Origin of the sequence: Serratia sarumanii, assembly GCF_029962605.1 — a bacterium.
GTDB lineage: Bacteria > Pseudomonadota > Gammaproteobacteria > Enterobacterales > Enterobacteriaceae > Serratia > Serratia sarumanii.
Map to the genome: position 1 here is coordinate 306,306 of NZ_CP124750.1, position 21,193 is coordinate 327,498.

At 63.8% G+C, this 21,193-nt stretch carries 14 protein-coding genes and 1 tRNA gene; 12 read left to right on the forward strand and 3 right to left on the reverse strand.

Translation table 11 applies throughout. The features are described from left to right. The first annotated feature begins 41 nt into the window (after positions 1-41). Positions 42-2,951, forward strand: coding sequence for a condensation domain-containing protein (locus SSARUM_RS01385; RefSeq protein ID WP_060419671.1), 2,910 nt, complete (start codon positions 42-44; stop codon positions 2,949-2,951). Between the two features lie 47 nt (positions 2,952-2,998). After that, positions 2,999-4,231, forward strand: coding sequence for a YncE family protein (locus SSARUM_RS01390; RefSeq protein WP_033636746.1), 1,233 nt, complete (start codon positions 2,999-3,001; stop codon positions 4,229-4,231). 58 nt (positions 4,232-4,289) lie between these two features. Here the strand turns inward: SSARUM_RS01390 and SSARUM_RS01395 are convergent, their stop codons facing one another. After that, on the reverse strand, positions 4,290-6,572 hold the full coding sequence (locus SSARUM_RS01395) for a TonB-dependent siderophore receptor (RefSeq protein ID WP_033636747.1): 2,283 nt from the start codon (positions 6,570-6,572) through the stop codon (positions 4,290-4,292). A gap of 284 nt (positions 6,573-6,856) precedes the next feature. On the opposite strand from SSARUM_RS01395, the gene fes reads away from it, so the two are divergent. From fes to SSARUM_RS01445, 10 genes are all read left to right on the forward strand, one after another. Continuing rightward, positions 6,857-8,230 carry an enterochelin esterase gene (gene fes / locus SSARUM_RS01400; protein WP_072264937.1) on the forward strand — a complete coding sequence of 458 codons (1,374 nt, stop codon included), beginning with the start codon at positions 6,857-6,859 and terminating at the stop codon, positions 8,228-8,230. Further along, a complete protein-coding gene (locus SSARUM_RS01405; protein ID WP_033636748.1) occupies positions 8,205-8,411 on the forward strand; it encodes an MbtH family protein in 207 nt (68 codons plus the stop codon). Before fes ends, SSARUM_RS01405 begins: the two co-directional genes overlap by 26 nt. Before the next feature lie 32 nt (positions 8,412-8,443). Next, the gene (locus tag SSARUM_RS01410) at positions 8,444-12,388 is read left to right on the forward strand and encodes an enterobactin synthase subunit F (protein WP_060430724.1); all 3,945 of its coding nucleotides are present in this window, start codon (positions 8,444-8,446) and stop codon (positions 12,386-12,388) included. A gap of 176 nt (positions 12,389-12,564) precedes the next feature. Next, positions 12,565-13,821 carry an enterobactin transporter EntS gene (entS, locus tag SSARUM_RS01415; RefSeq protein WP_047729313.1) on the forward strand — a complete coding sequence of 419 codons (1,257 nt, stop codon included), beginning with the start codon at positions 12,565-12,567 and terminating at the stop codon, positions 13,819-13,821. Positions 13,822-14,033: 212 nt separating this feature from the next. Further along, positions 14,034-15,239: an isochorismate synthase gene (locus SSARUM_RS01420; protein ID WP_060430725.1), complete on the forward strand. Its 1,206-nt coding sequence runs from the start codon at positions 14,034-14,036 to the stop codon at positions 15,237-15,239. Positions 15,240-15,246: 7 nt separating this feature from the next. Continuing rightward, the gene (locus tag SSARUM_RS01425; protein WP_060425206.1) at positions 15,247-16,875 is read left to right on the forward strand and encodes a (2,3-dihydroxybenzoyl)adenylate synthase; all 1,629 of its coding nucleotides are present in this window, start codon (positions 15,247-15,249) and stop codon (positions 16,873-16,875) included. A 3-nt stretch (positions 16,876-16,878) separates the two neighbouring features. Beyond that, the gene (locus SSARUM_RS01430) at positions 16,879-17,739 is read left to right on the forward strand and encodes an isochorismatase (RefSeq protein ID WP_004930014.1); all 861 of its coding nucleotides are present in this window, start codon (positions 16,879-16,881) and stop codon (positions 17,737-17,739) included. Between the two features lie 60 nt (positions 17,740-17,799). After that, positions 17,800-18,864, forward strand: coding sequence for a 7-bladed beta-propeller protein YncE (gene yncE, locus SSARUM_RS01435; RefSeq protein ID WP_060425210.1), 1,065 nt, complete (start codon positions 17,800-17,802; stop codon positions 18,862-18,864). A gap of 121 nt (positions 18,865-18,985) precedes the next feature. After that, positions 18,986-19,606, forward strand: coding sequence for a DUF2238 domain-containing protein (locus tag SSARUM_RS01440; protein WP_060430728.1), 621 nt, complete (start codon positions 18,986-18,988; stop codon positions 19,604-19,606). A gap of 158 nt (positions 19,607-19,764) precedes the next feature. Next, the gene (locus SSARUM_RS01445; RefSeq protein WP_043148258.1) at positions 19,765-20,145 is read left to right on the forward strand and encodes a hypothetical protein; all 381 of its coding nucleotides are present in this window, start codon (positions 19,765-19,767) and stop codon (positions 20,143-20,145) included. A 232-nt stretch (positions 20,146-20,377) separates the two neighbouring features. On the opposite strand, the gene SSARUM_RS01450 is transcribed toward SSARUM_RS01445, so the two are convergent. Together SSARUM_RS01450 and dicD are read right to left on the reverse strand one after the other, a co-directional pair. Further along, positions 20,378-20,453 (reverse strand) — tRNA-Phe (locus SSARUM_RS01450). 160 nt (positions 20,454-20,613) lie between these two features. After that, the gene (gene dicD / locus SSARUM_RS01455; protein WP_033636761.1) at positions 20,614-21,189 is read right to left on the reverse strand and encodes a division control transcriptional repressor DicD; all 576 of its coding nucleotides are present in this window, start codon (positions 21,187-21,189) and stop codon (positions 20,614-20,616) included. Between the last annotated feature and the right edge of the window lie 4 nt (positions 21,190-21,193).

The following is a 21,193-nucleotide window of genomic DNA, read 5'->3' on the forward strand; positions in this document are numbered from 1 at the left end:
TATGCGCTATCCCGGCACGGCCGGGCAGAGGAGATAACGCAGTGATCGGTGATTTTGACAGCATTCTGAGCGATGAAGAGGCCCAGCGGCTGGAGAGCGCGTTTCAGGCGCTGGGCGCGGCGTCGGCGAGCGGCGAGCGGCCGGTGAGCGAAGCCGAAGAGCGGGCATGGTTTGCCCATCTGCAGCAGGGTGACGCACGCGGGCAGCGGGCGTTGGCCTGGCGTTTGACGGGGGATGTGGATATCGCCCAATTGACGGCGGCGCTGCAGGCGCTGGTGCGGGAAACGCCGGGCGTGGACGTGCGCTACGTTTTTGATGACGAAAACGGCCTGGTGAAACGCCCCGCCGGCTCGGCGCCGTTGCCGGTGAGCCTTCGTCAGGTGGCGGACGAACAACAGGCCATTTGTCGCCTGCTGCAAGCGCAGGCAACGCCGTTTGTACTGGAAAGCGAAGCGCCGCTGCGCTGCCTGCTGTTGCTCACGCCGGGCGATAACGTGATTTTGGGCGTGGTCTTGCATGACATCCTGGCGGAAACGCTGCCGTGGCGTCATCTGCCGGCGATGCTGTCCGCCTGTTATAACGGGGACGCGATGCCTCTGCCTTTCGCGGCGGAGCCGGTCGAGCTGGCGGAAACTCCGGAGCCGCAGTTGCCGTGGGTGCGCCAGGCGGTCTCACTGCAGGATTATCGCAGCCCGGCGCAGCGCGCTGAAGCCTTACCGCCGGTGGGCGCGCGCGTGGTCACGCGCATTGCGCGCTCGCTGTTGCCCGCCAACGACACGCCGCGGGCGCTGCTGGCGGCGGTGGCGGCGCGGTTTGCCGAGTTCGTCGCCGCGCAGGCCGGCGGGCAAGCGGTGCAGCTGTGCGTGCCGGCAGCGGATACGGCGGAGTGCGTCGGCCTGGAGCTGGGCCTGACGGCACCGCCGCTGATGCGCCTGACCGTACAGCATGGCGAGGGCGACGCCGGGCAGCGGCTGCTGGCGCAAACCGTGGCTGAACAGCCGGATCCGCAACGGGCGCAGCTGCTGGTGGCCTGGCGCGACGATCTGGCCGCAGAGTGGCGGCTGGAAGGCGTTCACGCCGAACGCCTGTTGCTGCCGCCGCTGCATACGCCGTTTGAGCTGGCGCTGCTGCTGGAGTTGCCGGAGGAGGAAGCGCTGACGCTCGAGCTGGTCACCGATCCGCGCCTCTCTCCGCACGCGGCGCCTTTCCTGCTGGAGCAGTTCAGCGCCTTCCTGGCCGGGCAGCGGAGTGCCGTCGCATTGCCGGCGGCTGAGTCCGTTTCCCCGGCGATGGCCGCGCCGGCGGCGAACGGCGACGCGGACGAAAGCGTTGCACCGCTGATTTTGCAGGAGTTCCGTGAGGCGCTGGTGGCGCCGGAAATGACCCTGGATGAAGACTTCTTCGATCGCGGCGGCCATTCGCTGGTGGCCACCCGGGTGATCGGCCGTTTGCTGAGCCTGCATCAGATCGAAATCAACATTAACGATCTGTTCAGCCATCCGACGGCGCTCGGGTTGGCGGGCTATGCCAAACGCCTGAACGTTGCGCAGCCGAATGCCGCGGTGGCTACCGCCGACGATCATGATCGGGCGCAGGCACCGCTGTCGCTGGCGCAGGAATCGCTGTGGAAGGTGTATGAAGCCTTCGGCCATGACGAGATTTTCAACCTGCCGTTCTCTCTGCGCTTCTTCGATGCGGTGGATGAAACGGCGCTGCGTCAGGCGTTTATCGACGTCATGACTCGCCATACCGTGCTGCGTTCACGCTTCGTCGAGCAGCAGGGCGCGGTGGTGCAGGTGGTGGTGCCGGCCGCCGAACTTTCGGAGTACCAGTGGTTCCGCTTCTCCCACGAGACGCCGGCGGGCAACGCCGCCGCCCTGTTGGCCGACGCTGGCCAGCACCGGTTCGATCTGGCCGCCGAGCTGCCGCTGCGCGTCACGCTGCTGCGCGATGCGGACAACGGTCAGCAGCTGCTGTCGCTGCTGTTCCACCATGTGGTGCTGGATGAATGGTCGCTCAACCTGATGATGGATGAATTGGGCGTCGCCTACCGCCATCGCGTCGTCGGCCAGGCGCCGCAGTGGAGCGGGCAGCCGCCGCAGTTCCACACCTTCGCCCGGCAGCAGCGGGCCTCCGGGGTGCAGCAGCAACATCTGGACTACTGGCTCGACGCGCTGCGCGGCGCGCCGGTCGGCCAGCCGATCTTCCGGCAAGAGCCATCCACCCACCCGGCGGTGCCGGCACCGGCGGACGTCAACGGCGGCTGGCTGGAGTTCGAGGTCGATCCCGCCGTGGCGGAAGGCCTGTATCAGCTCGCCCGCCGCAACAACGCTTCGCTGTTCAACGTGGTGTATGCCGGGATTACCTCGGCGCTGCGCCTGCTTGGCGGCCCGGCGGATCTGTTGGTGGGCACCTCGACCTCCGGCCGTAACGACGCCGAGTTCTTCGATACCGTCGGCTACTTCACCACCGTGGTGGTGCACCGCGTGCGCTTCGACGAGGGGCTGACGGTGGCCGGGTTGGTCAGCCAGGTGAAAAACACCATCAACGGCTCGCTGCCGTACACCGATATTCCGATCGATCTGGTGGAGGAAGGGCTGTTCGGTGTGGACGCCGACCGCAAGAACCACATGTTCGAAGTGTTCATCCAGATCCACAGCCGCATCAAGCTGAACGGCGAGTTCCGGCTGCAGGACGGCAGCGCGATCGCCTACCGCCAGGTGGAGCCGGAAAAAGCCGAGTCGCTGCTTGGCCTGCAGTTTGAGGTGATGGAAGACGATCTGGCCGGGGCGAAATCCCTGCGGGTGATGATGACCTATCGCCAGGATCACTACAGCCGGGAGCAGGCCAATCTGATCGCCGACGGCGTTCAGCACGTCTTTACCCAGTTTGCGCAGCACATCGCTGGCGATATCGCTCTGGCGGCGCTGCCGCCCGGGCCGCAGGCATGACGTTGTTTCACTCTAACCGAAAGCATGATTTTCAAGGAGATAAAAGGATGTCTGGAACCCTAGCAACCCCGCGCGCGTTACTGTCGCTGCTGGTGGCGGCCTCTCTGGTGGTCGCCGGCGCTGCGCAGGCCGACGATGCCGGCATCAAACCGCAGGACATCAAGCGCGAGGCGCTGTCGTCGGCGGTGGTGGAGATGGCCTACAGCACCTCGCAACAGGCGTTGTTCGTCAGCGCGCCGGACTGGAAGGAAGAGGCGCGCTCCCGCGTGCTGCGGCTGGATCCCAACACCCTGGCGATCAAGGCGGAGATCCCGCTGCAGGTGAAAGGCTTCGGCGTGGCGCTGAACGATGCGGGCAATCGCCTGTACCTGACTCAGGGCTTCAACGGCGAAGTCGGGGTGGTGGACACCACCACCAACCACGCGCTGGGCAGCATCAAGCTGCTGGACAAAGCGGTGCTGGAGCAGGCCTACAAGCAGGCGGGCATCAGCGGCAAGCGCCTGGACTTCCTGCTGGCGGAGTTGAAGAAGTTCAAAATCACCGAGGACTACCTGTACCGCATTCGCGAGATCAAGTATGACGCGCAAAGCGGCCGCTTGTTCCTGCCGGGGCTGGGCTTCGGCGTCGACAGCGTGCTGTACGTGGTCGATACCAAGGCCGGCAAGCTGGAGAAAGTGATCCCGGGCTTCGGCTACAACGCGGTGGGTATCACATTGGATGAGAAGGGCCGCCGGGTATTCGTCTCCAACATGCAGGGGCAGGTGATCACCCTGAACGCCGACACGCTGGCGATCACCGCCACCCACGAAGTGCAGGCCGATCAGCTGCTGAATCTGGTGTATGATCCGGCGAGCAATCGTCTGCTGGGTGTCGATCAGGGTATTGATCGCGATAACTACCGCAATCATCATCTGGGGCACGACTACGTGAAGCGCAGCAGCGGCCACCGGGTATTCGCGCTGGATGCGGACAGCGGCAAGGTACTGGCCAGCGAGCTGACGGATGAGGTGCCGATCGGCCTGCTGCTCGACGAGCGCAGCCAGCGGCTGTACGTCGCCAACCGCAAAGGCGTGCGCGTGGATCACGGCGCCGGGACGCTGACGGTGTTCGACGCCAAGACGCTTAAGCGTCTGCAAACCGTAGATCTGCCGCCGCACCCTAACAGTCTGGCGTTGGATCCGAAAGGCGACGCGCTGTTCGTGACGGTGAAAAACGACGGCGCTTCCACCAAGGCCGGCAAGCCGGAAAGCGTGGTGCGTATTCAGCTGCACACCAACTAACTGAATATAAATATAAAAAAGGGGCGCCGCGGCGCCCCTTTGTCATTGGGTCATGTCATCAGAAGTGGGTGTTGATGCTCATGTAGTAGGTGCGGCCCGGTTCGTTGTAGGTGGCCGCGCCTGCACCGGCGATGTTGATCGCGCCGGTGTTCGGATCGCCCACGTTCTGCGCGTTGCCGGCGCGGAACTGGCGTTTGTCGAACAGGTTATCGATGCCGGCGGTGAGGCTGACGTTTTTGGTCAGGTCATAGGTCGCGCTGGCGCCGACGACGGCATAAGGGCTGACCTCGCGGGTTTCGCCGCCGGTGGCCGGTTTACCCTGGTAGTTGTACTTCTTCGGCTTCTGACGGCCGTACCAGGTCAGGGTGGACTGCATCGACAGATCCTGCGTGGCCTGCCAGCTGAGGGTCGAGTTGACGGTGAACTTCGGGATCACCGACAGGTAATCGCCGGTGGTCTTGTTCTTGTTCTCGATCATGTAGGTGGCGTTGTTGCTCCAGGTGACGGTCTCGCTGACCGGCACGTTCAGCGAGCCTTCCAGCCCTTGCACCACCGCTTTCGGCACGTTTTCCCACTGATAGACCGCCGTGCCGGTGCTGCTGGTGGCGATGCGAGAGTTACCCGCCTCAATCTTGTTGTGGTAATCGTTGCGGAAGTAGGTCACGCCGGCCAGCCAGCCTTCGTTATGGAATTCCAGCCCGATCTCTTTGTTGACGCTGGTCTCCGCCTTCAGATCGTCGTTGCCCAGCAGGTAGCAGCCGTTTTTGGTATCGCTGCCGGCACATCCCTGGCCTTTGCTGTACAGCAGATAGTTGCCGTTGGTCTGGAACAGCGTCGGCGCTTTGTAGGAACGCGCGATGCCCATCTTCAGCGTGAAGTAGTCGCCCAGTTCCTGCGACAGGTTCAGCGCCGGGCTCCAGTTATTGCCGGATTCCGAATGCAGATCGTAGCGCAGGCCCGGCGTCAGCATGGTGGTGTCGGTCAGTTCAATGTTGTCTTCGGCGAACAGCGAGAAGATATGCGCGGAAGCATAAGGGCTGCGCGTACCGGTAGTCATGCCGGGAATGGTGCCGCCCATCAGCGTTTGGCTGGTGGACGTGCCGTCTTTCATCCGCTGCTGGGTCCACTCGGTGCCCAGAGTGGCGGTCTGGGCAACGCCCAGTTCAAACGGCACGCTGACTTCGCTGTGCGCCAGGAAGTCGTCCAGCTTGGTGGTGCCGAAGCCGGTGTTTTTGGTGTCGAAGATGCCTTCGGTGCCGCCGGCCAGCCCTTCGTTCAGGCGGGTGTTGCGGGTGCGCTCAAACTGCACGTAGTTGTTGGTGCTCACGCCGTTGTCCCAGGCGCCGCGGTGGGTCAGGCCGAAGGTTTCACGGTAGATGCGGTTGGTCTCTTCGCCGTAGTTGCTCTGCACCAGGGCGTTGGTGTTGGTGTTCTGGGTATCGCCGGCGTACAGGTTGCCCTGGCGGCCGTAAGCGTACTCGAACTCCAGCGACTGCAGATGGGCGAAGTCCCAGTGCAGCAAGGCGTCGATATTTTTATCGACCACCCCTTCACGCCCGGCCGGGACGCTGTTGGCGTAGGCGCCGACGCGTTCGGACTTATGCGATTCGTTAATGTCCCAGGCGTCGGCCTGCGTTTTGCTGTAGCCGCCGAACAGACGGAAGCTCAGGGAATCGCTCAGCGGGCCGGACAGGCTGAAGTCGGTGCGTTTGGTGGCGCCCTCCTGCTTGTGTTGCGGCACGTTGAAGTAGCCGTTCAGCGAGCCGTGCAGCGCATCGCCGGCCTTCTTGGTGATGATGTTGACCACGCCGCCCGCGGCGCCGTTGCCGTAGCGCGCCGCAGCAGGGCCGCGCAGCACTTCGATGCGCTCGATCATTTCCGGCGGCACCCAGGCGGTATCGCCGCGCGAGTCGCGCTCGCCGCGCCAGCCCTGACGCACCGAGTTGCGGCTGGAGGCCGGTTTGCCGTCGATCAGAATCAGGGTGTTTTCCGGGCCCATGCCGCGGATATCGATCTGGCGGTTGTTGCCGCGCTGGCCGCTGGTGGAGTTGCCGGTCAGGTTAACCCCGGGCATGGTGCGGATCAGTTCGCTGATGTCGCGCGCCGGCGGGCGTTTCTTGATCTCATCGGCGGTGATGGTGGACACCCCAGGCGCCTGCAGGTTCTGCCGGGCGGCGGTCACGACGATGGTGTCTTCGCCGCGCGGCTTTTTATCCGCTGCGCCGCTGTTTTCTTCCGTGGTGGGGGTGTCGGTCTGCTGCGCGGCGTTGGCGAACGCGGACGCGCCCAATCCCAAGCCGATAAGAGTGGCTAAAGAATAACGTGATAGCTTGCTTTTCATTTGAGTGTCCTACCTTGCTGCCATCCCTCGCCGAACGGGGGGAAGGGCGGTTGTAGTTTTTGTGTAGTCGGAAATAGAAAATCGGCTGCGGCAAGGGATGCCATTGATGTATCCCCGATCCCTGTCCGTTGCGCGCAATACCAGCACGATCTCCAAGCCTTACACACTATTGCAAATGCAAATTATTATCAATAGTATTTGGCGTACAGTGCGTTCGGGCGGTGGCCGGCGATAGGGAAAAGTCGACGTTCCCGGTGCCGCCAACTACAAAATGGGTAGGCGTTGTGAATACAGAACTACAGTCAGAAAGCAGCAGATTATTGGCCAGCAGCAATGCGGGCAGTCCAGGATGGTGGTTGACGGTGGCACGGCGCGGTACGCCATGGGTAGAACCGGCGGGTAACGGCCGCTGGCGAACCACCTTTTTCTGGCGCGATCCTCAGGGATGCGAATTGACCTCCGCCTACCGCCGCGTGTGGATCAACATCAACTGCCTGACCGACCATCACCAGCCGAATCCGCCGCAAAGCCTGCAGCGTTTGGCCGGCACCGACGTGTGGTACTGGCAGACCGAGCTGAGCGGCGCCTGGCGCGGCAGCTACTGCTTTATTCCCTGCTTTGACGAGCGGCCGCCGGCGTTCAGCGGCGACGATGCGCACGCCAACATGCACAACCTGCGCCACTGGTGGCACCAGGTGTTCGCCAGCGCCACCCCCGATCTGCTCAACCCGTATCGCTCCTGGCAAAGCGCCAGCGGCCACAGCGTCTCCGGCCTGCACATGCCGGATGCGCCGCCGCAGCCGGTATGGCGTTCGTTCGACGAGTATGAGATCGCCAGCGGGCGCTGCACGCCGCCGCTGCCGGCGCGTTTGCAGCGCCATACCTGGCAGAGCGAGCGCCTGGGCAACAGCCGCGACGTTTGGATCTACACCACCGGCGACAGCAAGCCGGCCGAGCGTCCGTTGGCTATCCTGCTCGACGGTCAGTTCTGGGCGAAGCAGATGCCGGTCTGGGAGCCGCTGATGCAGCTGACCCGCGAGGGGGCGTTGCCGGAAGCGGTGTATGTGTTGATCGACATCATCGATCTGCCGCACCGGGCGCGAGAATTAACCTGCAAGGACGATTTCTGGCTGGCGGTGCAGGAAGAACTGATGCCGCAGCTGGCCGACTGGGCGCCGCACAGCGACAAACCGGCCGATACGGTGGTGGCGGGGCAAAGCTTTGGCGGCCTGGCTTCCCTGTATGCCGGGCTGCGCTGGCCGCAGTGCTTCGGCGCGGTAATTACCCAGTCCGGTTCCTACTGGTGGCCGCGGCGCGACATGCTGCAGCTGCCGAGCATCCCCGACGACGCCTGCTGGCTGATGCAGCAGGTGGAACGGCATGGCCTGGGCAACCACGGTGCGCTGAAGGTATTTATGGAAGCCGGTTCGCAGGAAAAGCTGGTGCATCGGGTCAGCGGCGAAATGGCGGCTCGCCTGAGCGACGCCGGCCATCGGGTGCACTACCGGGTGGTGGAAGGCGGGCACGACGCGTTGTGCTGGCGCAGCGGCCTGACCGACGGGCTGCAGGCGGTCTGGGCCTCCGCTTTCGCCACCGCTTATCCGGCATCGGCGACGGCACGAGGAACACATGATGGAAAGCCTGAATCCGTTCGATGATCAACAGCAGCGCAGCCTGGTGCTGCGCAACGTACAACAACAATACAGTTTGTGGCCGGATTTCCGCGCCATTCCGTCCGATTGGACGATCGTCTTCGGCCCGGCGGCGCGCACCGCGTGCACCGAGTGGCTGGAACAGCATTGGCAAGACATTCTGCCGGTCGCAGCAAGCAAGGCGTGACCGGCGCCAGGTAATCACGGGAGCAATAAGCAGTGTCACACACCCCTAACTCTCTCAGCGGCCCGGCGCTTGCGGGCGAATGGCCGCTGGTCGCGGCGCAACCCGGCATCTGGGTCGCCGATCAAATCTCCCCGCATCGCAATGCCTACGCGGTGGCCCACGCCATCGAACTCAACGGCCCCATTGCCGTAGAGCCTCTGCTGCAGGCCATCATCCAGGGCCTGGGCGAGGTGGACATGCTGCGCCTGCGTTTTGCGGAACGCGACGGCGTGCCGGTGCAATGGCTGGATGACGCGCTGGCGGTGCACGAGCCGGAACTTGTCGATCTGACGACGTCGCCGGATCCCGAAGCCGCCGCGCGCGCGCTGATGGACATCGATCTGGCGAGCGATCTGCGCGCCGGCAGCGGCGCACCGCTGTATCGCCATGTGGTGATGCGCCTGGCGGATAACCGCTGGTTCTGGTATCAGCGCTATCACCATCTGCTGGTGGACGGTTTCAGCTTCACCGCCATCGCTCGCCGCGTGGCGGCGATTTACACCCATATTTGCCGCGGCGACGCGCTGGAACCGACGCCTTTCACGGCGTTCAGCGACGTGGTGGCGGAATACCAGGCTTACCGGGAGGCGCCGGCCTGGCAGCGCGACGCCGATTTCTGGCTCGAAAAAGCGCGGCAGTTGCCGCCGCCGGCCACGCTCTGCCCGCAGCCGCTGGCCGGGCAAACCCCCACGCCGCGCATCCACCGGCTGGAACAGCGCTGCGATCCGCAGGCTTTCGCCGAACTGGTGCAGTGCGGCGCGCAGCAGAAGCTGAACGCCGCCGATATGGCGGTGGCGCTGGTGGCGCTGTGGGTATCGCGCCTGAGCGGCCAACCGAGTTTCAGCGCCGGTTTTATCTTCATGCGCCGTACCGGATCGGCCGCCCTGTGCGCCGCCGGGCCAGTGATCAACGTACTGCCGATGGAGATGCATCTCGAGCCGCAGGCCACGCTGTATGAGGCCGCCGCCCGCATCAGCCGCGAGCTGAAAACGGTGCGCCGCCATCAGCGCTACGACGCCGAGCAGGTGCAGCGCGATCTGGGGCGCATCGGCGACGGCGAACCGCTGTACGGCACGGTCTTCAACTTCAAAATGTTCGATTACCAGCTGGATTTCGCCGGTATCGAAGGCATCACTCACGATCTGGCCTCCGGGCCGGTGCGCGATCTGGAGATTGCGCTGTTTATCGACGAACACCATCAGTTGAAGGTGGAACTGCTGGCCAACGCCGAGCGTTACGGTCGCCAGGAACTGCAGGCGCACCTGCAGCGACTGCCGCTGCTGCTGGCGCAGTTCGCCGCGCAGGCAACGTTGCCGATCGGCGAAGCCGATATGCTGACCGCCGACGATCACGCGCTGCTGGCGCGGGTCAACGACACGGCGCACCCGGTGCCGGCGACCACGCTGAGCCAGTTGCTGGCGCAGCAGGCGCAAACCACGCCGGACGCGCCGGCGCTGGCGGATGCGCATTTCAATTTCACCTACCGCGAAACGCGCGAGCAGGTCATGGCGCTGGCGCGTGAGCTGGTTGCGCAGGGCGTGCGGCCGGGCGACATCGTGGCGGTGGCGCTGCCGCGTTCGGTGTTCCTGTCGCTGGCGTTGATGGCGATCGTGGAAGCGGGCGCCGCCTATCTGCCGCTGGACACCGGTTATCCGGACGAGCGGCTGGCGATGATGCTGGAAGACGCCGCGCCCCGGCTGGTCATCACCAACCCGGCGCAGCAGGCGCGGTTCGCCGACAAGGGCGAAATTTTGCTGTATGACGCGCCGCTGCCGGCCGACCACGCCGCCGGGGTGGCGATCGCGGGCCCGACGCCGAACCATGCGGCCTATATTATCTTTACCTCCGGCTCCACCGGGCGTCCGAAAGGCGTGCTGGTCGGCCATCAGGCGATCGTCAACCGCCTGCTGTGGATGCAACACCAGTATCCGCTGGGGGCGGACGACGCGGTGCTGCAGAAAACGCCGTGCAGTTTCGACGTCTCGGTATGGGAATTCTTCTGGCCGCTGATGGTCGGCGCCCGGCTGGTGATGGCGCCGCCGGAGGCGCACCGCGATCCGCAGCAGCTGCAACAGCTGATCGCGCAGCACCGCATTACCACGCTGCACTTCGTGCCGTCGATGCTGGCGGCTTTCGTTGCCGCCCTGGACGACGACGCGGCGGTGGCGAGCTGCGCCGCGCTGCGCCAGGTGTTCTGCAGCGGCGAAGCGCTGCCGGCGGAGCTGTGCCGCCTGTGGCAAAGCCGCACGGCGGTGCCGCTGCACAACCTCTACGGCCCGACCGAAGCGGCGGTGGACGTGACCTGGCATCCGGCCCACGGCGACGCGCTGGCGAAGGTGACCGGCGCCAACGTGCCGATCGGCCTGCCGGTATGGAACACCGGGCTGCGCATTCTTGACGCGCGCCTGCGGCCGGTGCCGCCGGGCGTGGCGGGCGATCTGTATCTGACCGGCGTGCAGCTGGCGCACGGCTACCTTGGCCGGCCGGATCTGACCGCCAGCCGCTTTGTCGCCGATCCGTTCGGCGAGGGCGGGCGCATGTACCGCACCGGCGACGTGGCGCGCTGGCTGCCGGACGGCGCGGTGGAATATTTGGGCCGCAGCGACGATCAGCTGAAGATCCGTGGGCAGCGGATCGAGCTGAGCGAAATCGACCACGCCTTGCTGTCGCTGCCGGGCGTGCGCCAGGCGGTGACGCACGCGCTGGTGTTGCAGGGCACGCCGGTGGACGCCGGCGGCGATGCGCGCCAGTTGGTGGGCTATCTGGTGATGCAGCCTGGCGCGGGCTGGGATGCGGAAGCCCTGCGCGCGGCGCTGGCCGACCGGCTGCCGCCGCACATGGTGCCGGTGGCGCTGGTGGAAATGAGCGATTTGCCGCTGAGCGCCAACGGCAAGCTGGATCGCAAGGCCTTGCCGCAGCCGCAGGGCGGCGAGCGCAAGGCTGGGCGGCCGCCGCAGGCCGGGCTGGAAAGCGAGATCGCGGCGGTATTTGCCCGATTGCTGCAGCGCGAGCAGGTGTTCGCCGATGACGATTTCTTCGCGCTCGGCGGCCATTCGCTGCTGGCGATGCGGCTGGCGGCGGAGCTGCGCCGCGATCTGGGCAAGGCGGTGTCCGTCGGCCAGGTAATGGTGGCGTCGCGCGTTGAGCAGTTGGCGGCCTTGCTGGCGGAAGATCGTACGCAGGAAGAGGCCGATCGCAGCGGATTCGACAGCGTATTGCCGCTGCGCGTCACCGAGGGGCCGACGCTGTTCTGTCTGCACCCGGCGTCCGGTTTCTCCTGGCAGTTCAGCGTATTGCCGCGCTATCTCGATCAGCACTGGTCGCTGGTCGGTATCCAGTCGCCGCGGCCGGACGGCCCGCTGGCGCTGAGCGAAGATATGGATCAGGTGGTGGATGCCCACCTGCAGACGGTGTTGCAGGTACAGCCGCACGGGCCATACCACTTCATCGGCTACTCGCTGGGCGGCACGCTGGCGCAGGGCATCGCCGCCCGGCTGCAGGCGCGCGGCGAGCAGGTGGCGTTCCTCGGCCTGCTGGATACCTATCCGCCGGAGACCCAAAACTGGGACGTGATGCTGGACGACAACGTGTTGAAGGAAGTGCAGCGCGAGCGCGAGCAGTTCCTGGCGGTGTCGCAGGATACGCTCGATCCGGCGCTGGGCGAGACGCGCACCGCGATGTTCGACAACATCGAAGCCAACTACGCCGATTCGGTGCGGTTGCTGTCGCACACGCGCACCGCCCGCTTCCGCGGCCAGGCGACGCTGTTCGTCGCCAAACGCACATTGCAGGAAGGGATGGACGTGCAGCAGACCTGGTCGCAGTACGTCGATGCGCTGCAGGCGCACGAGCTGGACTGCGCGCATGTCGATATCGTTTCGCCGGCGTCGTTCAAAGTGCTGGGGCCGCTGCTGAACCGGATCTTGCGCACGCTGTAATCGCGCCCGTCATCTCGCCGCCAGGCACGGGGATTACCCCGCGTGTGGCGGCGTTTCTTGCGGTTGCTCACAGTTGAATATCAATGAGTTTTATTATCATTATTGATTTCGCCATCTGTGCTAGCATAGCGCCCCGCAACTGCAGAATCCCCGTTTAAAGATGTGGTGAACAACCGATGAGTAGCAAACCCTCCATCCTGCTTGATTTTAGCCTGCTGAAAACCAACCGGGCTTTCCGCGCGGTATTCTGCGCGCGCTTTATCTCCATTGTGGCGCTGGGGCTGATGGCGATCGCCATCCCGGTGCAGATCCAGGCGCTGACCGGTTCCACCCTGCAGGTCGGGCTGGCGGTGACGCTGGCCGGCGGCGGCATGTTCGCCGGGCTGCTGATGGGAGGCGTATTGGCCGATCGCTATGAGCGGCGCCGGCTGATCCTGTTCGCGCGTTCCACCTGCGGCGTCGGCTTCGTCGGCCTGTGCCTCAACGCCCTATTGCCGTCGCCTTCGCTGGCGGCCATTTATCTGCTGGCGGTGTGGGACGGCTTCTTCGGCGCGGTGGGGGTGACGGCGCTGCTGGCGGCCACGCCGGCGCTGGTGGGCCGCGAAAACATCGTGCAGGCAGGCGCCATCAGCATGCTGACGGTGCGCTTCGGCTCGATTCTTTCCCCGGCGATTGGCGGCCTGGTGATTGCCCATATGGGCATTGCCTGGAACTACGGCCTGGCGGCGTTTGGCACCCTGTTGACGCTGCTGCCGCTGCTGAGCCTGCCGCAGCTGATGCCGCCGCCGCAGCCGCGTGAACACCCGCTGCGCGCGTTGGCGGGCGGCTTCGCCTTCCTGTTCCAGAACAAGGTGATCGGCATGGTGGCGCTGATCGGCGCGCTGCTGACCATGGCCAGCGCGGTGCGCGTGCTGTACCCGGCGATGGCGGAGAGCTGGCACATCGACGCTGCCCACCTCGGCTATATGTACGCCGCCGTGCCGCTCGGCGCGGCCATCGGTGCGTTCACCAGCGGGCGCGTGGCGCACGTGGCGCGCCCCGGCTGGGTGATGCTGCTGACGGCGATCGCGGCGTTCGCCGCCATTGGCCTGTTCGGCCTGATGCCGTGGTACAGCCTGGCGTTGCTGTGCCTGGTGGCGTTCGGCTACCTGAGCGCGCTGAACTCGCTGCTGCAATACGGCCTGATCCAGAGCCTGACGCCGGACAACTTCCTCGGCCGCATCAACGGCCTGTGGACGGCGCAGAACGTGGTGGGCGATGCGCTGGGCGCATTATTGCTGGGGGCGATGGGCGCCTTCATGCTGCCGGCGATGAGCGCCAGCGGTTTCGGCTTCGGCGCGGCGGTGCTCGGCATCCTGTTGCTGTTCGCCATGACCGGTTTGCGCCAGGTCACGCTGCACAAACCGGAGCCGCAGCCCGCCACAGAAAAGTAGTCGAACGCGTTAAGACAACGCTGTGGGATCAAATAGCAATGCTTATCATCGGCATGCGTAAAACCCACAGCGTTTATGTCATGATTTCGAAATGAAAGAAGTGCTTACGTTTATTGACATAGCAAATATCGGCGAGTAATTTAGCGCGGAATTAACTCAAATGATAATCATTATTATATTGGTTATCACTTCAAATCCTTGAGGGCGAAGCGATGGATACTGCCGTGAACGACATCAATCGAAAGGAAATGCAGGAGCGCGAAGAACACCGGTTCGCCGCTGATTTTTCTCCGGCGTCGGGCTTCTTCTTTACCTCTCCTTTCCGCAGCTTGACCACCACCGGTTGTTTCAGCCGCATTCGCCTGCCGGCCGCAGACGGCGCCGACCTGAACGGCGAGTTCCAGCGCAGCGTACGGCAGGCGTTTGCCGAGGCCCGGCAGGCCGGTATCAAAAAACCGCTGCTGTGCGGCGCCATCCCGTTCGATACCCGGCAGCCTTCGGCGCTGTTTATTCCGCAGCAGAGCCGCTGGTTCGATCGCGCCGCCTTTATGGCCGGCGTTCGGCCGCCGGCGAACGGCCCTGAACTGGCCGGCGTGACGGAGCTGCCGCCGCAGCAGCCGTTTATGAACATGGTCAGCGACGCCGTCGACGCGATGAAGGCCGGCGAACTGGATAAAGTGGTGCTGTCGCGCCTGCTGGAGATCGAAACGCGCCAGCCGGTGGATCGCCATGCGCTGATGGCGCGCGTGATTGCCCAGAACCCGCACGGTTTCCATTTCCATGTGCCGCTGGAGCAGGGCGCGCTGTTGGGCGCCAGCCCGGAGCTGCTGCTACGCCAGGACGGCGGCCGTTTCTATTCCAACCCGCTGGCCGGTTCCGCCCGGCGCGAGGCCGACCCGCAGCGCGATCGCGAAGTGGGAGAGCGGCTGATGGCCTCGGCGAAAGATCGCCACGAGCATCGCATCGTCACCGAAAGCATGCGTGACGTGCTGGCCGGCCGCTGCCGTTACCTGAACGTGCCGCACACCCCTGAATTGTTGACCACCACGACGCTGTGGCATCTCTCTACGCCGATCGACGGCGAGGCGGCGTCTCCAGACGAAAATGCCCTGTCGCTGGCCTGCCTGCTGCACCCGACGCCGGCGCTGTGCGGCATGCCGACGGCCGAGGCGCACGCCCTGATCGGCAAGCTGGAGCCGTTCGATCGCGGCCTGTTCGGCGGCATCGTCGGCTGGTGCGACGACGAAGGCAACGGCGAGTGGGTAGTGACTATCCGCTGTGGCACCGTTGACGGCAACCGGGTGCGGCTGTTCGCCGGCGCCGGCATCGTGGAAGACTCTTCACCCGAATCTGAATGGCATGAAACAGGCACCAAACTCAGCACCATTCTGCGTGCCTTTGGTATGAATCAAGGATAACGACAAGATGAGCATTGCCTTTACCCCCTGGCCGGCGGAGTTCGCCAGCCGCTATCGCGAACGCGGCTACTGGACTGACAAGCCGCTGACCGAGATCCTCGATCGCCAGGCCAACAACGACGCCCCGGCGATTATCGACGCCCAGGGCAGCCTGACCTACCGCGAGCTGCAGCAGCGCGCCGATCGCCTGGCGGCCGCTCTGCTGCGCCGCGGCGTGAAATCCGGCGACACCGCGTTGGTCCAGCTGGGCAACGTGGCGGAGTTTTATATCGTGTTCTTCGCGCTGCTGAAAATTGGCGTGGCGCCGGTCAACGCGCTGTTCAGCCATCAGCGCAGCGAGCTGAACGCCTATGCCGAGCAGATCAAACCGGCGCTGCTGATCGCCGATCGCCAGCACGGGCTGTTTGCCGACGATCAATTCCTGAACGCCTTCCGCGATGCGCATCCTTCGCTGCGGGTTGTGGCGCTGCGCAGCCAGCCCGAGGGTGAACTGGCGCTAGCCGCCTGGCTGGACGAGGCGAGCGACGGTTTTGTCGCGCAGCCTTCCGCGGCCGATCAGGTGGCGTTCTTCCAGCTTTCCGGCGGCAGCACCGGCACGCCGAAGCTGATCCCGCGCACTCACAACGACTACTACTACAGCATTCGCCGCAGCGTGGAGATCTGCCGTTTCGACGCGCAGACCCGCTATCTGTGCGCGCTGCCGGTGGCGCACAACTACCCGATGAGTTCGCCGGGCGTGCTGGGCGTGTTTTATGGCGCCGGGCTGGTGGTGTTCGCCGCCGATCCGGACGCCGGGCAGTGCTTCCGCCTGATCGAACAGCACCAAATCAACGTGACGGCGCTGGTACCGCCGGCGGTCACGCTGTGGCTGCAGGCGATCGAAGAGTGGGGCGGCAATGCCCAGCTCGCCAGCCTGAAACTGCTGCAGGTGGGCGGCGCCAAGCTGGGCGAGACGCTGGCGGCGCGCATTCAGAACGAAATCGGCTGCCAACTGCAGCAGGTGTTCGGCATGGCGGAAGGGCTGGTGAACTACACCCGGCTGGACGACGACGAACGCCACATCCTGACGACGCAAGGGCGGCCGATGTCGCCGGACGATGAAGTGTGGGTGGCGGATGACGACGGCAATCCGTTGCCGGCGGGCGAGGTCGGGCGGTTGATGACGCGCGGGCCTTATACCTTCCGCGGTTACTACCAGAGCCCGGCGCACAACGCCGACGCCTTCGACGCCGACGGTTTCTACTGCTCCGGCGATCTGATCAGCATCAGCGAAGACGGCTACATCACCGTGCAGGGGCGGCAGAAAGACCAGATCAACCGCGGCGGGGAAAAGATCGCCGCCGAGGAGATCGAGAATCTGCTGCTGCGTCATCCGGACGTGATCAACGCCGCGCTGGTGTCGATGCCGGACGCGCTGATGGGGGAGAAGAGCTGCGCCTATATCATCGCCAACGCGCCGCTGAAGCCGGTGGTGCTGCGTCGCCACCTGCGCGAGCAGGGCGTGGCGGACTTCAAACTGCCGGATCGCTTTATTCAGGTGGACAGCCTGCCGCTGACCCCGGTCGGCAAAGTGGACAAAAAACGGCTGCGCCAGCAGCTCGACGCGCAACTACAGACTCAGGCTCAGGGAGATTAATCGATGGCCATTCCAAAACTTAATGACTACGCGCTGCCGACGGCGGACGAACTGCCGCAAAATAAAGTCACCTGGCAGGTAGAACCGCAGCGCGCCGCGCTGCTGATCCACGACATGCAGCAGTATTTCCTCAATTTCTGGGGCGAAGACAGCGCGCTGATTAAACAGGTGGTGGAGAACATCGCCAACCTGCGCCGCTACTGCAAACAGCAGGGCATTCCGGTGTTCTATACCGCGCAGCCGAACCAGCAGAGCGATGAAGATCGCGCGCTGTTGAACGACATGTGGGGGCCGGGCCTGAACAAACACCCTGAGCAGCAGGCGGTGACCGCCGCGCTGGCGCCGGACGAAGACGACACGGTGCTGGTGAAATGGCGCTACAGCGCCTTCCACCGCTCGCCGCTGCAGGAGATCCTGCAGGAGTCCGGCCGCGATCAGCTGATTATCTGCGGCGTGTATGCGCACATCGGCTGCCTGACCACCGCCATCGACGCCTTCATGCGCAATATCCAGCCGTTCATGGTGGCCGACGGCCTGGCGGACTTCTCGCGCGACGAACACCTGATGGCGCTGCGTTACACCGCCGGCCGATGCGGCCGGGTGGTGACCACCGCGTCTCTGTTGCCGGCTGCCGGTATCGCCAGCATCGATGCGCTGCGTCAGCAGATCCTGCCGCTGCTTGACGAAGACAGCGAAGACATGGGCAACGATGAGAACCTGATCGATTACGGCCTGGATTCGGTGCGCATCATGGAGCTGGCGACCCGTTGGCGCAAGATCCGCGGCGACATCGACTTTATCGCGCTGGCGCGCAACCCGACCATCGATAGCTGGTGGGCGCTGCTTTCCGAAGAGAAAGCCTGATTTTAATAACGAAAGAGGGCGGCCGAGCGGCCGCCCCGTTGGCTCTATAAGGAGATTTCGATGAATACTTTGATCACCAAGGGAAAACGTGCGGCATTTCCGCTGATGCTGCTGTCCACGCTGTTGTTCTCCAACTCGTTGCTGGCGCAGACCGCGCCGGAAGTGCTGCGCAAGCCGGTTGGCAAGGGCGCCTATGAAATGGCCTACAGCCCGAGCGAGAACGCGCTCTACCTGGCGACGTCGCAGAGCCGCAAGTTGGACAAGGGCGGCATCGTTTACCGTCTGGATCCGACCACGCTGGACGTGACCCAAATTATCCATAACGACATCAAGCCGTTCGGCGCCGCCGTCAACGCCAAGACCGGCACGCTGTTCTTCGGCAACACCGTCAATAACTCGGTGACCGCCATCGACGCCAAGACCGGCGACGTGAAAGGCCGTCTGGTGCTGGACGCGCGTAAGCGTTCCGAGACCGTCAAGCCGCTGGCACCGCGCGAACTGGTAGCGGATGCCGACAGCGATACCCTGTACATCACCGGGCTGGGTGAATCCAGTGTGGTGTGGGTGGTGGACGGTAAGGATCTGACCCTGCGCGCCACCGTGACCGACACCGGCAAATACGGCACCGGCCTGGCGCTGGACGCCGCCGCCAAGCGCCTGTACGTCACCAACGCCGACGGCGAACTGGTGACCATCGACACCCAATCCAACAAGGTGCTGTCGCGCAAGAAGCTGGATGAGTCCAAAGAGCACTTCTTCCTGAACATCAGCTTGGATACCGCTACCCATCGCGCGTTCATCACCGATTCCAAGCAGCCGCAGGTGCTGGTGGTGGATACCCGCAACGGCAACATCCTGAGCAAGATCGACGTGCCGGAATCGCTGGCGGTGCTGTTCAACCCGGCGCGCAATGAAGTTTACGTCACCCATCGCCAGGCGGGCGAAGTGAGCGTAATCGACGCCAAGAGCTACAAGGTGCTGAACACCATCAAGACGCCGACCCACCCGAACAGCCTGGCGCTGTCGCCGGACGGCCAGACGCTGTACGTCAGCGTCAAGCAGGCTTCCAGCCGCGAGAAAGAAGCCACCGCGCCGGACGACGTGATCCGCGTAGCGCTGAAATAATCCCGCTCAGGGTAAGCGCACACCGAACAGGCGAAGCGGCGACGCTCCGCCTGTTTTTTTTCGCCCCAGGATCTGCGGTATAAAGTGTGCATTGATCCGTTAACCCGAAGGAACGTTGGTTATGCCCGCCTCGCGTACCCCGCTGTTGTTGTTCGTTATCACCCTGCTGCTGCTGGCCGTGTTGATCCACAGCGGCATCCGCCCTTACGATCGCACCACCTGGCTGATGGAGGTGGCGCCGGTTTTGATCGCCTTGCCGCTGCTGTGGCTGACCCATCGCCGTTATCCGCTGACGCCGCTGCTCTACACGCTGATTTTCTTCCATGCGCTGATCCTGATTTTCGGCGGCATGTACAGCTACGCCCGCGTACCGCTGGGGTTTGAGGTGCAGCAGTGGCTGGATCTTGGCCGCAACCCATACGACAAACTGGGGCATTTCTTCCAGGGATTGGTGCCGGCGCTGGTGGCGCGCGAGATCCTCCAGCGCGGCGGCTATGTGCAGGGCCGCAAGATGCTGGGCTTTGTGGTGTGCTGCATCGCGCTGGCCATCAGCGCCGTTTACGAGCTGATCGAGTGGTGGGCGGCGCTGGCGCTGGGCCAGGGCGCCGACGAGTTTCTCGGCACCCAGGGTGACCCGTGGGATACCCAGTCCGACATGTTCTGCGCCTTGCTCGGCGCGCTATGCGGTTTGCTGCTGTTCGCCGGTTGGCAAGACCGGCAAATTCGCCGCCTGTGTCGATAAATCTTGGTAACAAAGGCGTGGTTGGAGGGGGCTGCATTTAATCGCGTTTACCGCCGGTTCAGCGTATTTGTGCTATATCACTGGTTCGGAGCGGCTGTTTGAATGCGAGACTGAGTTTGATCATTACCCCCTTATCCCGAAAAGCGTACGCAGTATGGATGTCGTTAACGATAGTGCTCAGCTTTGCGTGGCTAAATCTTTTGGATCTCTATAACAACGACACGTTGTTCTTTCAGAAGTTAACGATTTCCGTCATCAATAACACCTCGTTCGCCGATGTCGTCGCCTCTTACCTGAGACTGATTCTGTATCTGCCTTTCGGGCTGTTGGCGATCGTGTTGACGCTGTTGTTTTGCGCCCGGCGGCTATGCGATACCCGGTTCTTTGTGCTCGCTTGGCCGATTTCTCTGGCGGTCTTCTTGGTCTTTTGGTTTGTTAATGTCGCTTTCCCCGGACATCTCAATCTGGTGTTGGTCGCTAAATCTTGCGTACTGGCACTGATTGGGCTGGTTCCGCCGAGGAAACGAGAGGCCGAATAATCGAACGCAGTTCGATGAAGAGTCCGTACCCAGAAAGCGAAAAACCCGCCGTTTGGGCGGGTTCTTCTAAATAGGGCGACCGGACTCGGACAACCGGCGTCTGCGCCGCGTTGAACAGCGCTTCAGCGTTGGTCCGCAGGGTGAGGCCTTTGGCCGAATAATCGAACGCAGTTCGATGGAGAGTCCGTATCCCGGAAAGCGAAAAACCCGCCATAGGCGGGTTTTCTAAATATGGTGCCCGGACTCGGAATCGAACCAAGGACACGGGGATTTTCAATCCCCTGCTCTACCGACTGAGCTATCCGGGCAACGGGCAGCATTAAACCGTATTGGCCGATGGCCGTCAACGGCTTTATGCATGAAAGGCGTTAAAACGCGTCCGGTTGCTGGCTTTTCAGGCAAAGGGCGCAAAAATTGCGCCTGTTCAGGCTATCTCCTTGGGCTGGCGGCGCCGCAAGCGCGGCTCGCCTAGCTTAGCGCCCCGTTGCGGCGGCACTGCGCCACCTGCAAGATGTCTTCCGCCAGCCGTTTGGCGACCGATACGTCCTGGAGCTGGCGTTTTACCAGCAGTTTGCTCAGGCAGCCTTCCTGAATCAATTCCATTTGCTGCGCCACCATGTCGGCGTCGTCGGCGTCCATTTCGCGCAGCAGTTCGCGGGTCAGCTCCAGCGAGGTCAGCTTTTGCTGCTCCGCCAGTTGGTGGATCGGATGATCCGTTTCCGGGAAAAAGCTGCAGGCGGCGATAAACAGGCAGCCGGGATAGCGGTCGTGTTGCACGTATTCCGCCAGCACGTCATAGCGCGCCAGCAGTTTTTGCTGCGGGCTCAGGTTTTCATCCAGCAGCAGCTGGCGTCGCCAGGTGTCGATCTGTTGGCCGTGGTAGCGCAGGCAGTCGTACAGCAGCGCTTCGCGATCCGGCCAGAACCGTTTGAGATCGCCGGGCTGAACGTCGAGTTTTTCCGCCAGCATCTCTAATGTGGCGGTCGCCAGGCCCTGTTGTTCCAACAGGCCCAGCGCGGTATCAAGGACGTGTTCACGTTGCACTTGT